Origin of the sequence: Myxococcus sp. CA039A (genome assembly GCF_013336645.1) — a bacterium.
Classification (GTDB): Bacteria; Myxococcota; Myxococcia; order Myxococcales; family Myxococcaceae; genus Myxococcus; species Myxococcus llanfairpwllgwyngyllgogerychwyrndrobwllllantysiliogogogochensis.
Map to the genome: position 1 here is coordinate 40446 of NZ_JABUMQ010000029.1, position 14225 is coordinate 54670.

13 protein-coding genes are annotated in these 14225 nt (G+C 68.1%); 6 read left to right on the forward strand and 7 right to left on the reverse strand.

Translation table 11 applies throughout. From position 1 onward, the window contains the following. The first annotated feature begins 21 nt into the window (after positions 1-21). Positions 22-933, forward strand: coding sequence for a LysR family transcriptional regulator (locus HR086_RS07225; RefSeq protein ID WP_174465199.1), 912 nt, complete (start codon positions 22-24; stop codon positions 931-933). 6 nt (positions 934-939) lie between these two features. On the opposite strand, the gene HR086_RS07230 is transcribed toward HR086_RS07225, so the two are convergent. Then, positions 940-1527, reverse strand: coding sequence for an NADPH-dependent FMN reductase (locus HR086_RS07230; RefSeq protein ID WP_174465200.1), 588 nt, complete (start codon positions 1525-1527; stop codon positions 940-942). A 99-nt stretch (positions 1528-1626) separates the two neighbouring features. On the opposite strand from HR086_RS07230, the gene HR086_RS07235 reads away from it, so the two are divergent. Continuing rightward, a complete protein-coding gene (locus tag HR086_RS07235) occupies positions 1627-2259 on the forward strand; it encodes a TetR/AcrR family transcriptional regulator (RefSeq protein ID WP_174462725.1) in 633 nt (210 codons plus the stop codon). Here the strand turns inward: HR086_RS07235 and HR086_RS07240 are convergent. Then, complete coding sequence (locus HR086_RS07240) at positions 2247-4376, reverse strand: M3 family metallopeptidase (RefSeq protein ID WP_174462724.1); 2130 nt, start codon at positions 4374-4376, stop codon at positions 2247-2249. The two genes, HR086_RS07235 and HR086_RS07240, sit on opposite strands and share 13 nt — an antisense overlap. 64 nt (positions 4377-4440) lie before the next feature. Here HR086_RS07240 and HR086_RS07245 point away from each other — a divergent pair, with 64 nt between their 5' ends. After that, positions 4441-4908, forward strand: coding sequence for an Lrp/AsnC family transcriptional regulator (locus HR086_RS07245; protein WP_174456387.1), 468 nt, complete (start codon positions 4441-4443; stop codon positions 4906-4908). 10 nt (positions 4909-4918) lie between these two features. Here the strand turns inward: HR086_RS07245 and HR086_RS07250 are convergent, their stop codons facing one another. The 3 genes from HR086_RS07250 to HR086_RS07260 form a co-directional block, all read right to left on the reverse strand. Next, on the reverse strand, positions 4919-6040 hold the full coding sequence (locus tag HR086_RS07250) for a serine hydrolase (protein WP_174462722.1): 1122 nt from the start codon (positions 6038-6040) through the stop codon (positions 4919-4921). A gap of 14 nt (positions 6041-6054) precedes the next feature. Continuing rightward, positions 6055-6627 carry a nuclear transport factor 2 family protein gene (locus HR086_RS07255; RefSeq protein WP_217441708.1) on the reverse strand — a complete coding sequence of 191 codons (573 nt, stop codon included), beginning with the start codon at positions 6625-6627 and terminating at the stop codon, positions 6055-6057. 77 nt (positions 6628-6704) lie between these two features. Then, the gene (locus HR086_RS07260) at positions 6705-9221 is read right to left on the reverse strand and encodes a cellulose binding domain-containing protein (protein ID WP_174465201.1); all 2517 of its coding nucleotides are present in this window, start codon (positions 9219-9221) and stop codon (positions 6705-6707) included. Between the two features lie 135 nt (positions 9222-9356). Here HR086_RS07260 and HR086_RS07265 point away from each other — a divergent pair, with 135 nt between their 5' ends. Continuing rightward, the gene (locus HR086_RS07265; protein WP_174465202.1) at positions 9357-10133 is read left to right on the forward strand and encodes a hypothetical protein; all 777 of its coding nucleotides are present in this window, start codon (positions 9357-9359) and stop codon (positions 10131-10133) included. 4 nt (positions 10134-10137) lie between these two features. On the opposite strand, the gene HR086_RS07270 is transcribed toward HR086_RS07265, so the two are convergent. Beyond that, entirely contained in the window at positions 10138-10743 is a 606-nt protein-coding gene (locus HR086_RS07270) for a LysE family translocator (RefSeq protein ID WP_174465203.1), read from the reverse strand. A gap of 121 nt (positions 10744-10864) precedes the next feature. On the opposite strand from HR086_RS07270, the gene gcvA reads away from it, so the two are divergent. Continuing rightward, positions 10865-11782 (forward strand): transcriptional regulator GcvA, encoded by a 918-nt coding sequence (gene gcvA / locus HR086_RS07275; protein ID WP_174462719.1) that lies wholly within the window; start codon positions 10865-10867, stop codon positions 11780-11782. Positions 11783-11948: 166 nt separating this feature from the next. On the opposite strand, the gene HR086_RS07280 is transcribed toward gcvA, so the two are convergent. After that, the gene (locus HR086_RS07280; protein WP_174462718.1) at positions 11949-12875 is read right to left on the reverse strand and encodes a LysR family transcriptional regulator; all 927 of its coding nucleotides are present in this window, start codon (positions 12873-12875) and stop codon (positions 11949-11951) included. Positions 12876-12964: 89 nt separating this feature from the next. Here HR086_RS07280 and HR086_RS07285 point away from each other — a divergent pair, with 89 nt between their 5' ends. Then, complete coding sequence (locus HR086_RS07285; protein WP_174465204.1) at positions 12965-14020, forward strand: alkene reductase; 1056 nt, start codon at positions 12965-12967, stop codon at positions 14018-14020. Positions 14021-14225 lie beyond the last annotated feature (205 nt).

The window sequence follows — 14225 nt, forward strand, 5'->3', positions numbered from 1 at the left end:
GCGGACCGTGAGGAGGCGGGGATGGACCGGTTGGACGTCATGAGGCTGTTCACGCGCATCGTGGAGCGCCGCAGCTTCACGGGGGCCGCTCAGGACCTGGAGCTTCCGCGCTCGACGGCCACGCAATCCATCAAGCAGCTGGAGGCCCGGCTGGGCGTGCGACTGCTCCAGCGCACGACACGCCATGTCCGGCCCACGCTGGATGGCGAGGCCTATTACCGGCGCTGTGTCGCAATCCTGGGTGAGGTGGAGGATGCCGACTCCGCCTTCAGCGGCGCAAAGCCGAAGGGACAGCTCCGCGTCGACGTCCACGGCACCCTGGCGCGGCACTTCGTCCTGCCGGCGCTGCCCTCATTCCTGGCTGAATACCCGGACCTGAAGCTCCACCTTGGCGAGGGAGACCGGCTGGTCGACCTGGTGCGGGAAGGCATCGACTGCGTCCTGCGAGTGGGCGACCTCCAGGACAGCGCCATGGTGGGGCGGCGCGTGGCGCTCCTCAAGGAGGTCACCTGCGCGAGCCCCGCCTATCTCGCCCGCCACGGGACACCCACCCGGCTGGAGGAGCTCGAGGGCCACGTGGCGGTGGGCTTCATCTCGTCGGCCACGGGGTCGATGATTCCCCTGGAGTTCAGGGTCGACGGCGCGCCGAGAAACGTCACCCTCCCAGCGACTGTCACCGTCACGGGGGCGGAGACCTACGCCTCGGCGGCGAAGCTCGGGCTCGGGTTGATTCAACTGCCGCGCTACCACGTGGAGAGCGAGCTGCTCGCGGGGACGCTCGTGGAGCTGCTGCCCGAACATCCCCCGTCGCCCACGCCCGTCTCGTTGCTCTATCCGCGGAGCCGCCAGCTGTCGCCCCGGGTGCGCGTCTTCATCGACTGGCTCACGCGGGTGTTCGCCAACGCTTCCTCGGTGGCGCTCGCCGTCGAATAGGTCTGCTCAGCCCGGCGCGCGCAAGGTCTTCAAGGCCCGGGACCATGCGAGCACTTCGTCCAGCAGCGTGTGCAGCGCGGCCTCCTGGGCGGGCGCGGGCGACCAGTTTCCCGGGTCGGTGAACAGCGCGACGTCGGTGTACTTCGACAACGACACCTGCGCGCGCACGGTGGCGACCTTCACCTCGGCCAGCGTCGTGCGCAGATGCTCCACCGCGCGGACGCCTCCGAGTCCCCCGTAGCTCACGAACCCCGCGGCCTTGTCGTTCCACTCGGCATAGAGGAAGTCGATGGCGTTCTTCAGCGCGGCGGGGAATGAGTGGTTGTACTCCGGCGTGACGAACACGAAGCCGTCGAACGCGCCCACCGTGGCGGCCCACCTCCGCGTGTGTGCGTGGCGGTAATCCCCGCGAATGGCGGGGACGGGCTCATCCAGCAGCGGCAGGTCGTGGTCCGCCAGGTCGATGACCTCCAGGGTCGCGTCCCCCGCCACGACGGCGGCATGCCGTTGTCCGGCGGCATGGACCCAGCGGGCGACGACCGCCGCCCTGCGTCCGGGGCGGGTGCTTCCAATGACGATGCCGAGCCGGGTCAACTTCAGCCTCCCTTGATGCGTGCGCGAGAACGAGCGCCAGGGTACAACGTACGTTATACTGAGTAAAACGATGGTTGTACCTGTGCAAAAGGAACGAACATGCCCCGAGCAGACCGGACGAAGCCGCGTGGAGGGCAGGGGGACAAGCGTCAGGCCCTCCTGATGGGGGCGCTGACGGTCTTCGCTCGGGACGGCTACACCCGCGCCAGCATCGACATGATTGCCGACGAGGCGGGCGTGTCCACGCGCACGCTCTACAACCACTTCCAGGACAAGGCGCGGCTGTTCCAGGCCGTCATCCAGGAGAGCGCGTCACGGGTCGCCGAGGCGCAGACGGCCCTCCTGGACAGGCACCTGCGAAAAGTCACGAACCTGGAAACGGACCTCATCGAACTCGCCCTGGCCTGGGGGACACCGATGCCGGACTCCGCCGAACATTTCGCCCTGGTGCGACAGGTCAACGCGGAGGCGGGCCATATCCCCGCGCCCGCAATCAAGGCGTGGCGCGAGGCCGGGCCGCTCCAGGTCCGCCGGGAGCTCGCCCGCCACCTGCGACGGTTGGCGGACGAGGAACTCTTGCGAGTCGAGGACCCGGAGCGCGCGGCCCTCCACTTCACCCGCCTGGTCTCCGTCCCAGGCCCCTATGACGGAGGGCTCACGCTCACCAGGAAGGAGCGCGCCGAGCACGTGGCGTCCGGTGTCCGGGTCTTCCTGTATGGCTACGGCCGCTGAGGCGCGGGGAAGCCGCGCTCCCGCATCAAGGCGTCCAGGCTCGCCTCCCGCCCCCGGAAGGCGCGGTAGCCCTCGAACGGGTCCACGGTGTTGCCCACGGACAGGATGTGCTCGCGAAGCCTCGCGGCCACCTTCGGGTCATAGGCACCGCCAGCCTCGGTGAACGCCTCGAAGGCATCCGCCGACAGCATTTCCGCCCACAGGTACATGTAGTAGCCGGCCGCGTACCCGTTGCTGGCGAAGACATGCCCGAAGTGGGGCAACCGGCTGCGCATGCCGACCTCTTCCGGCGCGCCAATCTGGCGGAGCACGTCGCGCTCGAACGTGTCGGGGTTGATGCGGCGGGCACCCGCGAGGTGCAGCTTCATCTCGACGAGCGCGGAGGTCAGGTAGTCCACCGTGTAGAAGCCCTGATTGAACGTCGCGGCCTTCTGGATGCGGGCCACCAGGTCCTCGGGCATCGGCTTGCCCGTCACGTGGTGCACGGCGAACCGGCTGAGCACCTCCGGAGTGGACAGCCAGTGCTCGAACAGCTCGGCGGGAAACTCCCCGAAGTCGCGCACCACGCGGCCACCTCCGAGCGTCGGGTACGTCACGCTCGCGCTCAGGGAGTGCAGCGCGTGGCCGAACTCGTGGAAGAGCGTCAGCGCGTCGCGCCAACCCAGCAGCGCGACTCCTCCGGGCCCCGGCTTCACGAAGGGCATGCTGATGGCCACCAGGCCCGTCACCTCGCTCCGGAAGCGCTCCTGCACGCGGTACGTCTCGGTCTGCCCGCCGTTGTACTTGCCCGGCCTCGCGTAGGGGTCGAAGTACAACAGCCCCAGGGGCTTCCCGCTCGTGCGCTCCTTTACCGCGAAGACGCTTACGTCCGGGTGGTAGACGGGCACGTCCGGCGCGGGAGTGAAGGTGTAGCCGAACAGCTCGCCGGCGGCCCAGAACATGCCGTCCCGCAGGGAGTCGAGTCGCAGGTACGGCTTCACCTCGGTGTCGTCGAGGTCGTACTTCGCCTTGCGCACCTTCTCCGCGTAGTAGCGGTAGTCCCAGGGGGCGATGGTCTCCGGCTGTCCGTCGCGCCGGGCAATCTCCTGCATCGCCGCGACTTCCTCGCGCACGCGGGCGACGGCGGGCGTCCACATCTGCTCCAGCAGTCGCATCGCGCGCTCGGGCGTCTTGACCATGGACGTCGCGAGCTGCCGGTGGGCGTGGGTGGGGAAGCCCAGGAGCTTCGCCTGCTCGGCGCGCGCGGCGAGTATCTGGGTGATGACGCCGTTGTTGTCGTGGGAATCTCCATGGTCCCCCCGGCTGTCGTAGTTGCGCCACACCTTCTCGCGCAGCTCGCGGCGGTCCGAATAGGTGAGGAAGTCCGCCACCGCCGAGCGCGTGTTGGCCACGGCCCACTGGCCCTTCTTCCCGCGCGCCTCCGCCTCCGTGGCGGCGGCCTTGCGCAGCGGCTCCGGCAGGCCCGCCAGGTCGGCTTCCGTTTCCAGGAGGGTGAAGCGCTTCTCGTCGGCGAGCACGTTCTGGTTGAACGTCGTGTAGAGCGTGGCGAGCTGCTGGTTGAGCGCGGTGAAGCGCTTGCCGGCCGCCGCGCCCAGGTTCGCGCCGGAGCGGACGTAGACGTCGTGGTAGTGCGCGACGAGCCGCCGCTGCTCGGGCGTCAGCTTCGCCTTCGCGGCCGAGTCGTGGACGGCCTTGATGCGCCGGAAGAGGCGACGGTTCTGGGTGCTCTCGTCCCAGAACGCGGCCAGCCGGGGCGCCATCTCGCGCTCGATGACCTGATACTCAGGCGTGTTCACGAACGAGGACCACGCGTTGTAGACCTCGAAGACGCGAGTGAAGCCCCGGCCCGTGTCCTCCAGCGCGGCGATGGTGTTCTCGAACGTGGGCGGCTCGGTCGAGTCCGCGACCCGCGCCACTTCACGCCGCTCCTGCTCCATCGCTTCCTCGAGCGCGGGACGGAACTCCTCCAGCTTCACCCGGTCGAACGGAGGCGCTCCGCCGTGAGGTCCGGACCAGGGCGCGAGCAGGGTGGCGCCCTTGCCGGGAGGGGTTTCAGGAGCGGCGACGGCCGCGCCCGCCAGCAGGACAACGAGTGCTCCAATTCGGTATCGTGTCATTGACACAGAATAAGAGGCAGCTTCGGGTCGCATCCATCGAATGAAATTCGTCCAGGAACCCCAGATGACCCCCCTCGACCGAATTGATCGCACGATTCTGGAGGCCCTCCAGAACAATGCACGGCTGTCCAACAAGGCGCTCGCCGCGCAGGTGGGGCTCGCGCCCTCTTCCTGCCTCGCGCGCGTGAAGCGGCTGGAGACGGAAGGCATCATCCAGGGCTACCGCGCGGAGCTCAACGTGCGCTCCATGGGATTGGGTCTTCAGGCGCTGATCGCCGTGCAGTTGCGCCAGCACGTGGACGAGGCCTTCGGCAACATCGGTGACCACCTGCGCTCGTTGCCGGAAACGGTGGCTGTCTATTGCCTGGGCGGGACGACGGACTTCCTGGTGCACGTGGTGTGTCGCGACACCGAGCACCTGCGGGTGCTGACCATCCAGTCCTTCACCAACCGTCCCGAGGTGAGCCGCATCGAGACGTCACTGGTGTTCTCCTTCACGCGACTGGGCGTGCCCGTCGACAAGGGCGCCTGACAGGGCGGGATTACTCGTCCAGCTCCGCGCGCGAGCGGCTTCGGGGCTCCAGTCCCAGGGCAATCTCCTTCAGCTCGAAGGTCAGCTCCCGGATGGGAAACGGCCGCACGTTGCCGAGGACAATCACCGTCAGCTGGTCCTCGGTGTAGTGGTGGAGGTTGGAGAGGAACCCATCCATGGAGCCGCCGTGCCGCACCAGCACGCCGCGCTCCTTGCTGCCGGGCCTCCGCTGGTACTGCTGAATCCGGAAGCCGTAGCCGTAGTAGCCGAGCGCGCGACTCTCTCCCGTGAAGAGGCGCTTCTTGCTCGGAGCGGACACCAGCCCCGAACCGAAGAGCGCCTGGTCCCAGGCGTACAGGTCATCTACCGTCGAATAGATGTCTCCGGAGCCCAGGGCATAGGAGACGTTGTTCTCGTCGCGCGAAACGCCCAGCAGCTCCTTCGCGTAGCCGAAGGCCCGCTTGGGCGGAACGTTCGTGCTCCGCTCGATGCCCGAGTCCGTCATCCCGAGCGGCCCGAACGTCTTCTCCTGGAGCACCTCCGCGTAGCGCTTGCCCGTGACGGCTTCGATGATGAGGGCCGCGAGGTGGTAGTTCAGGTTGGAGTACTCGTGTTTCGCTCCGGGCTTGAACGAGACGCGCGCGGTGTTGATGAGCCGCAGGATTTCCGCCGAGGAGACATCGGTCTCTGATTCACGCTCCACCAGCGAGTCCAGATGCGTGGGCAGGCCGGACTGGTGCTTGAGCAGCAGGTGGAGCGTCAGGCTCTTGCCCAGGTCCGCGCGGAGCTTCGGCAGATAGCGGGAGATGGGGACGTTCAGGTCCAGCGTGCCCGCGTCCACCAACTGCATGACCGTCACGGCGGTGAAGGACTTGGTCAGCGAGCCAATCAGGAACTGGGAGTCGACCTGGTTTGAGCGCCGGCCCTTCTCGTCCGCCAGGCCGTAGGCGGCGCGATGAAGCACCTTCCCGTCCTTCGCGACGAGCACCGCGCCTCGGAAGCCCTCCTTGTCGACATAGGACTGGAGGTGGGCGTCCAGCTTCGCGGAGACGGAGGCCTGGGGTGCGCCTGGCGCCTGGGAGGCGAAGCACGCGACGGCGAGAAGCGAGAGGAGCGGGGCGTGGGAGGACATGTCGGGCGTGGGCCTTAGTTGTTGGACCAGATGACGGAGGCAATCTTCCAGCCGGTGCCCGTATTCACCAGGTGCCAGCTCTCCTGGCCGCGATTGATGACGCGCTCGCCCAGGTGGAAGGTGAATTCGAAGGAGACCGAGGCGATGGTTCCGTCCGTGTCGATGCGGACGTTGGTGAACTTCTCCTCGCTACGCTCCGCGTCCGCCACGATTTCATCGATGAACTTCGTCGGGTTCTGCCGTGCATCGAGCTTGAGCCGGGTCGCCTTGGGGTTCTTCTGGAGGCGGCGCTTCAGGAGCTCCTCTCCATCGACGGACTGCCACGTGGCGTCCTCGCGCAGGAACAAGCCGAGGAACTTCTTCCGGTCCTTCTGGATGATGGCCTCGCGGAAGTCGTCGACCACGGCGGTGATTTGTTGCCGGGCGACGGCGGTGTCCTTGGGCTTCTCCTCCGCGAAGGCGGGCAGGGACACAAGGCAGGTGAGCAGCAGGAGCGACAGCTTCACGAAGGACTCCGAGGCGAGGTGGCGGGGTGTGTTCGCGCGGCCGGCCAGCAACCCGGGCACTTCGCGATTATTCCGCCGCATGGCCTCATGAAGCAGGAATGGCCCGGCCTGAACGAGCACCGGGCCATCCCTGTCCACGCGTCAGCGACGCGCCCGCCTCACTCGCAGGGGTTGCCGTTCAGCGTGCAATTGAAGGGCTGCCCGAGTCCGACCGTCGTGAAGCCGAACTCCTTGCTCGCGCCCGCCTTGATGGTGGTGTTGTGGCTGACGGGAAGGAACGTGTAGTGGTCCCCGTTGCGCGTCATCGTGGAGGAGAACGGGCTCTGCGCAATCGTCCCGGCCGGCAGGTCGAACTCCAACTGCCACCCGGTGACGTTCACCGTGCCCAGGTTCTCCACGGTGTATCGGCCCGTGTAGCCATTGGCCCAGGAAGAGCTCACGGCGAAGTGGGCGACGAGCCCGGAGGGCGCGGGCGGAGCCGTGGTCGCGATGACCGGGGCACTCGGCGCCGACACGTTGCCCGCCGCATCCCTCGCGGTGGCGGTGAAGGTGTACGCCGTGGCCGGGCTCAACCCCAGCAACGTCACGCCCAGGCCCGTCGTGGTGGCGGCCACGTTGCCGCCGAGCCAGACGGAGTAGCCGGAGACGCCCCGGTCGTCGGTCGCCGCGTCCCAGGCCAGGGTGACGCTCGTGGAGGTCACCGCCGTCACGCGGAGGTTGGAAGGCGCGCTCGGAGGGGTGGTGTCCGGAGGCGGCGGCGCACCGACGCTGATGAGGAACAGCGAGGGCGCGGTGTCCGTCCGCGTGGTGTCCACGCCATGGCCACCGGAGTAGTCGAGCGTCTCCGCGTGTGCCCAGTCGGCGATGGGTGTCCCGTTGATGTCCAGGTGCTTGTACGCCGCGCCCGACCAGCCGAACTGGTAGATGCGCGAGGGCTCCGAATAGAAGTCGGCGTAGGGGGACGTGTCGGTGCCCACCTGCTTGCGCAGGACGTTGTTGAAGAAGACGTTCTGCGGCCCCGTGGCGCCGGACCACTTCACGGCCTTCTTCCCGGCGCCCCACCAGATGGGATACCAGTTGGAGTCATCCGGGCCGCCGCCCCCTTCCTCTCCGCAGTGGGAGCTGCAGTTGCCGGAGCGGTGCGCATACGGAACCGTGCTGATGTTGCGCTCGAAGAGGTTTCGTCGCTCCCAGCCGCCGTGCAGGTTGAGGTCGGAGTCGAAGTCATTGCCGATGACGACGTTGCCGGACGCGGACCACTGGAAGGTGAAGTGCCGCAGGTTGCGGGACGTGTTGCCGGCGTACAGCGAGTCCCAGACGCGGGAGCCTCGGAAGTAGCCGTTGCCGCCCTTGCCCTTGTTCCATGCGCCGTCGAGCACGTTGTCGACAATCTGGAGGTTCTTCGCCTCCTCCGTGACGATGGGATGCGAGCCCGTCATCTCCGCGCGGATGCCCCGCACCCACGAGTCCGCGACCCACTTGAAGACGATGCCGTGCATCTCGTACGCGGGCGCCAGGTTGCCGTAGTTGTGGAGCGCGGCCGAGGCGCTCACTCCCGGCACCTCCTGAGTGAAGTACAGGTTCTCGATGCCCACGCCGACGATGGGGTCGACGAGCGGGGCCGCCTTGGAGTCGTACACCGAGCCGTCGATGGCGGTGGACCCGTCCGAGGTCGACGTCACCGGGACGTCGTATTCGAGCGGCTTGTCCAGGGTGAGCGTCTTGTTGCCCGTGTCGACGGCGGCGATGCGGAAGAGCTGCTGACGCATGTGCAGGTTGGACAGCGCGTGCTGGGTGGGCAGCGCCTGCTGCTCGGCGTAGAAGGCCCGTGAGTTGGCGGCGCGGATGTTGACGAGCCTGCCCACGGCCAGCGCGGCGGAGTTCGCCGCCAGGTACACCACGGTGTCGCCCGTGCGCGCGGCGAAGCCGGTGTCACCCGGCTTCACGCGGAGCTTCACGCCGACCTTCCAGTGGACATTCACGGTGCCCTCGAAGATGTCCGCCCGGTTGGGAGGCGCCGTCTGGTAGTCGTCGTTCTCGTCCTCGTTGTACGAGGTGTGGACGCCGCGCGACTGCACGCGGAACAGGCCTCGTCCTGGCCACAGCCAGCCGCCCTTGCCCTCCCCGTGCGTCATGCCGTCCTCGTCCCAGTCGCCACCGTCCGACGTCAGGGTGTCGTAGCGGGTGTTCACATCGGGGCGGAACACCAGCTTCGTGCCCGTCACCGGCGAGGAGCCCGCGCCACGGATGATGAGGTAGCTGGCGTCCACGCCCAGCTGTCGGGACACGTCGAGCTGGCCCGCGGGAAGTGAGAGCAGGGAGAGCTTCGTGTACGAGGCGCTGGGGGTGCACGCCGTGCGCAGGTGGTCGATGGCGGCCTGCAGACCCGTGGTGTCGTCCACGCCATCGTTGGGGAGCACGCCGTAGGTCGTCGCCAGCTCCGCCGGAGTCACCCGGCACGTGGCGTCCGGATTGATGTCCCCTTCACCCGGGAGGTTCTGCCCGCCCCGGTAGCCCGCCTTGGACCAGTCCGGCAGCCCGGAGATGGGCGCCCTGCGATTCGCCGGCGACAGGTCAAGCACTGTCTGCGCCCAGGTCGGCGTCGAGCCCAGGACCGCCACAGAGGAAAACGTCAACAACACCAACCGGAGCAAGCCGGTTCTTCGAGTGAGCATGAACAACTCCAGTCTTGGGTGTCCGCGTGGCAGGTGTTGCACCACTGATACGGATTTATCCAAGACTAGTCAGATATGCTCGGATAACAGCTCTAGCCCGTCCGGCGTCCGGACGGCCAGAAAGGTCCTACACCCATGAAGCCCTCCTCGCTGCGTGCCGCGCTCTGTGTGTTGTCCGCCGTCGCCGCTCCCTCCGCCTTCGCGTGGGGCAGCACCTATTCCATCCCCTTGTTCGAGTCGCGGATGACGGCGGCCCGTGCGAGTGGAAGCACGGGTGGGACGACGGTGATTCGCTCGGAAGTGAAGACCGCGCTGGAGGCGTTCCTCAGCTCCGACGACGGGCAGACGGACGCCGCCGAGTACGCCTATCTCGCGGGCAAGGTCGCCAGCCCCACGTTCCTCACGGGCATCGACACCTCGGCCCGGGACTACCTGTTCCGCTATCACGAGCTGAATGACGGGGCGGCGACCACGTCACCGCTGGACGTGGCTTCGCCTGCCCAGACGCCCGCGCAGATTTTCGGCTCGAGCGGCCGGCTGGCGAGCAACGCGTGGATTCAGGAGGGTGGAATCCCCGAGGGCGAAGGTGTGGCGAACCAGACCACGCTCCAGTGGACCTACTACGGCTACTTCGGTCCGCAGTCGTCCACCTTCGCGCCCGTCACGTACGCGGAGCTGAGCGCGAGGCTCGGCTCGACGATTTTCGGCCAGGCGCCGAGCGCGGCCGAGGTCAACGGCGCGCTCGCCTGGCTGAGCGCGCACGCGGGCACTGGAGCCCGCTACTACGTCGCGTCCTGGCATGACTCGTACGGCCGCACGGGCCCCGGGGACATCGGCGGCTACGTGGTGGCGTCCGTCAACAACACGCGAGACTCCGTCCGCTACATCGAGGTGATGACCTGGTCGGATTAGCGACTCAGGCGACGGCCACATAGGCGGCGACGGCGACCATGCAGGCGCCGAACGTCCACCCCTGGATGCGCAGGGCGCGCTCGGAGCGGAAGCGTCCCAGGATGAGCTTCCCTCCGTAAATCCAGGGGAAGTGGCACGCCACGCAGACGACGAGGAAGGCCGCGGTGAGCTGCGCGGCCTGCGAGAGCAGGGCTCCCGCCGGGTTCAGGAACTGGGAGAACATCACCAGGACCATCGAGTGAATCTTGGGGTTGAGGGCCACCGTGAGGAGGCCCTCGACGAAGCCGAGCCGCTCCGGTTCGTCCTCCGCTCCGGAGGGCGAGCTGGAGGCACGGAAGAAGCCCCACGCGAGGTAGAGCAGGTACACGACGCCGCACCAGCGCAGCACGTGGTGCAGCGAGGGAATCCCTTGCAGCACCCGGCCCAGCCCCAGTCCGTAGAGCAGGCAGAGGGCGACATTGGCCGCTTCGAAGCCCGTCCAGAACGGCAGCGAGCCCCGGATGCCGAAGCGTCCGCCCGCGGTGGCGAGCACCGTGTTGCCGGGCCCGGGGCTGAACACCATCGGCACGGTGTAGCCCAGGAACATCACCCACACTTCAGCGGGAATCATGGCGAAAGCCCCCACGCGCCCTCGTGGTGGTGATGGGGCGCGAGCAGGGACACAAACTCCATTTCGAGCCGAGCACCCAGCGAGCTATCCTCGCGCGCTCGATAAAGGGAGCTCATCGAGCATGCGCCGCATTCCACCGCTCGGCGCCCTTCGTGCCTTCGAGGCCGGGGCGCGGCACTTGAGCTTCACCCGCGCCGCCACGGAGTTGCGTGTCACCCAGGCGGCCATCAGCCACCAGGTGCGCCAACTGGAGGACTGGCTCGGCGTCTCGCTCTTCGAGCGCCGGGGACATGCGCTGACGTTGACGACGAAGGGCAAGGCGTATCTGCGCGAGCTGACGCCCGTGTTCGAGCGACTGTCGGAAGCGACCACGCGCCTGTACGAGGCGGAGCAGGGGCCCCTGCGGCTCACCGTGCTGCCCTCGTTCGCTTCGTCCTGGCTCCTGCCGCGCCTGGAGGGATTTCGCCGGCTCCATCCCGACATCGAGCTTCACCTGAGCAGCGTGTCCGAGCTGTGGGACTTCCTCGACGACCGCTTCGACGTGGGCATCCGCTCCGGGCTGGGACGGTGGACGGGACTGAAGGCGGAGCAGCTCGCGCCGGAGGTGCTCGCGCCCGTGTGCAGCCCGGCCCTCGCCAGGAAGCTGCGCGCGCCGTCGGACCTGGGGAAGGTGCGCCTCCTCCATGACACGCCGAAGGACGGGTGGCGCCGCTGGCTCGATGCCGCTGGCGTTGACGGCGTGGACACCGGGAAGGGCTTCGCGTTCAACGATGCCGGGCTCGTGCTTCAGGCCGCACGGCAGGGTGATGGCGTGGCGCTCGGGCGATTGCTGCTCGCCGCGGATGACCTGAAGGCGGGGCGGCTGGTGCGGCCCTTCGCGACGGTCCTCCCCAACGACTTCGGCTACTGGCTGGTCCACCCCCGGCCGCTGTCGAGCCGGAGGGACGTCGTCGCGTTCAAGACGTGGCTGCTCGCCGAGGCCCAGGCCACCTCGAAGGCATTGGGGCTGGTGCCCGAGGTCGCGCGGAGGCGGGAGTAGACCTCGTCGTGCTCGGTTACCCTCCCTCGGAGGAAGTGACCCTGCACCTCGAAAAGACATCTTCCGTTGTTGCTGTCATGGGGTTGCTGGTGCCCCTGGCCGTGCCTGGAGGCGTGAGGAGACTCAGCGCATCCCGGCGAGCGTGAAGTCACACGACCCCCATGGGTCATCGCGAGGCCGGCGACCAGGGATGGGACTGGAAGTGCTCGGTGAGCAGCTCCAGCAGCGCGCGCACGGCCGGCGACACGTGACGGGCGCTCGGGTACACGGCGAAGAGGGGCACGGGAGGTGGCGAGAAGCGCTGGAGCACTTCGCGGAGTGTTCCGGCGGCCACCGCCTCGGCGGAGTGAATCTGGGAGAGTCGCGCGAGGCCCACGTCGGCTACGGCCAGGGCGACCAGCACCCGGAAGCTGTTGACCGCGACGCTCGGGACGATGGACACGGAGAGCGGCTTCTTGTCTCCCCGGAAGGTCCACGTCGTCGGCGTATTGGAGCCGGTCATCGCCAGGCAGCGGTGCTTCATGAGCTCCCGAGGCTCCTTGGGCGTGCCCGCGCGACGCAGGTATGCGGGGCTCGCGAACACCCCTATCTGCTGGGGCGCGCCCAGGCGCCGGGCGATGAGGCGTGAGTCGTCCAGGGTGCCTGCGCGGACCGCGATGTCGTAGCCCTCCTCGACCAGATTCACGCGCCGGTCGGTGAGGTCCGCCTCCAGCTTCACCTCGGGATAGCGGGAGGCGTAGACGGCGAGCAGGGTGTCGAGCACGTTCTGCCCCAGCTCGAAGGGCATCGTCATTCGCAGGCGCCCGCTCGGATGGGCCTGGAGCTTGCCGACCACGGACTCGGCGTCGCGCAAGGCGGCGATGGCCGGGGCGACCTCGCGCTGGTAGCTGGCGCCAATGTCGGTGAGCGTCAGGCTGCGAGTGGTCCGCGCGAAGAGCCGCGCGCCGAGGTGCTCCTCCAACCCCGCCACCCGCTGGCTGAGCGTCGACTTGGGGATGCCCAGCTTGCGCGCGGCGCCCCGGAAGCTGCCCTGCTCGGCGACCTCCAGGAACGCGATGACGGCGTTGGGGTCCGCCTGACGGATTGTCCGCATGGCCGGACAGTACTTCCCAAATCATTCGATTGGCCACAATGCCCCACGGGAGCACATTCCCTGGCGTCACCCCGCCAAGGAGCGGACTCATGAACCTCTTTTCTTCCTACCGTCTGGGCCCCACCGAACTCACCAACCGCGTCGTGATGGCGCCAATGACTCGCAGCCGGGCGCCGAGCGCGCTGCCCAACGCGCTGATGCGCGAGTACTACACGCAGCGTGCCTCCGCCGGGCTCATCATCACCGAGGGCATCGCGCCGTCTCCGAACGCGCTGGGCTATGCCCGCATCCCGGGCCTCTTCTCTCCGGAGCAGGTCGACGGGTGGCGCGCCATCACCCGGAGCGTCCACGAGGCGGGCGGGCGCATCTTCGCCCAGCTCATGCACGTGGGGCGCATCGCGCATCCGCACAACCTCCCGGCGAACGCCCGCATCCTCGCGCCGAGCTCCGTGCGTCCCGAGGGCACCATGTACACGGACCAGGCGGGCCTGCAGCCGTATCCGTCCCCGGAGGCGATGAGCGAGGCGGACCTCCGCGCGACTCGCGACGAGCTGGTCCAGGCGGCGCGCAATGCCATCGCGGCGGGCTTCGACGGCGTCGAGTTCCATGGCGCCAATGGCTACCTGCTGGAGCAGTTCCTCCACCCGCACACCAACCGTCGCGAGGATGCCTACGGTGGCAGCGCGGAGAACCGCGCCCGCTTCGTCGTGGAGGTGGTGCGGGCGGTGTCCGAGGCCATCGGCGCGGAGCGCGTGGCCATCCGGCTCTCGCCCTACAGCACCTACAACGACCTGCCCGCCCACGAGGGTGTCCAGGAGCAGTACACGGTGCTGGCGCGTGAGCTGCGCGGTCTGGTCTACGTTCACCTCATCGCGAGCGTGGAGAAGGGGTTCACCGCGACGGCGGACGCCATCCGACGTTCCTTCGGCGGGCCCATTATCCTCAACGGGGGCTTCACCCGTGACCGCGCGCAGGCCGCGCTCGACGCGGGACGCGCCGACTTGATTGCCTTCGGCCGGCCCTTCATCGCCAACCCTGACCTCGTCGCACGGATGAAGGGCGATGCCGAACTCGCGGCCCCTGACTTCCAGCGGCTCTACACACCGGGCGCGGAAGGCTACGTGGACTACCCCGCGCTCGGCTGATGGCGAGCCCACGGCCCGGACAAGGCCCCGCGTCATCACGGCACCGGTGACTGAATGGCACCTACATCGGAGATACCGCTTTGTGTCGCTGACATTCCGTGGGCAGATGAGGGCCGTTGCTGACAGCAGCCTCGAGCGGAGGACCTCGTGTCCACGGATACGTACTATGTGCGGGTGGGGAAGACAGCGGGGCGGGAAGTCACCC

What these genes read in the sequence shown, in the direction of transcription:
- HR086_RS07225 (WP_174465199.1), top strand. Translation starts at nt 22, where the DNA reads ATGGACCGGTTGGACGTCATGAGGCTGTTCACGCGCATCGTGGAGCGC.
- HR086_RS07235 (WP_174462725.1), top strand. Translation starts at nt 1,627, where the DNA reads ATGCCCCGAGCAGACCGGACGAAGCCGCGTGGAGGGCAGGGGGACAAG.
- HR086_RS07240 (WP_174462724.1), bottom strand. Translation starts at nt 4,376, where the DNA reads ATGACACGATACCGAATTGGAGCACTCGTTGTCCTGCTGGCGGGCGCG.
- HR086_RS07245 (WP_174456387.1), top strand. Translation starts at nt 4,441, where the DNA reads ATGACCCCCCTCGACCGAATTGATCGCACGATTCTGGAGGCCCTCCAG.
- HR086_RS07250 (WP_174462722.1), bottom strand. Translation starts at nt 6,040, where the DNA reads ATGTCCTCCCACGCCCCGCTCCTCTCGCTTCTCGCCGTCGCGTGCTTC.
- HR086_RS07255 (WP_217441708.1), bottom strand. Translation starts at nt 6,627, where the DNA reads ATGCGGCGGAATAATCGCGAAGTGCCCGGGTTGCTGGCCGGCCGCGCG.
- HR086_RS07260 (WP_174465201.1), bottom strand. Translation starts at nt 9,221, where the DNA reads ATGCTCACTCGAAGAACCGGCTTGCTCCGGTTGGTGTTGTTGACGTTT.
- HR086_RS07265 (WP_174465202.1), top strand. Translation starts at nt 9,357, where the DNA reads ATGAAGCCCTCCTCGCTGCGTGCCGCGCTCTGTGTGTTGTCCGCCGTC.
- HR086_RS07270 (WP_174465203.1), bottom strand. Translation starts at nt 10,743, where the DNA reads ATGATTCCCGCTGAAGTGTGGGTGATGTTCCTGGGCTACACCGTGCCG.
- gcvA (WP_174462719.1), top strand. Translation starts at nt 10,865, where the DNA reads ATGCGCCGCATTCCACCGCTCGGCGCCCTTCGTGCCTTCGAGGCCGGG.
- HR086_RS07280 (WP_174462718.1), bottom strand. Translation starts at nt 12,875, where the DNA reads ATGCGGACAATCCGTCAGGCGGACCCCAACGCCGTCATCGCGTTCCTG.
- HR086_RS07285 (WP_174465204.1), top strand. Translation starts at nt 12,965, where the DNA reads ATGAACCTCTTTTCTTCCTACCGTCTGGGCCCCACCGAACTCACCAAC.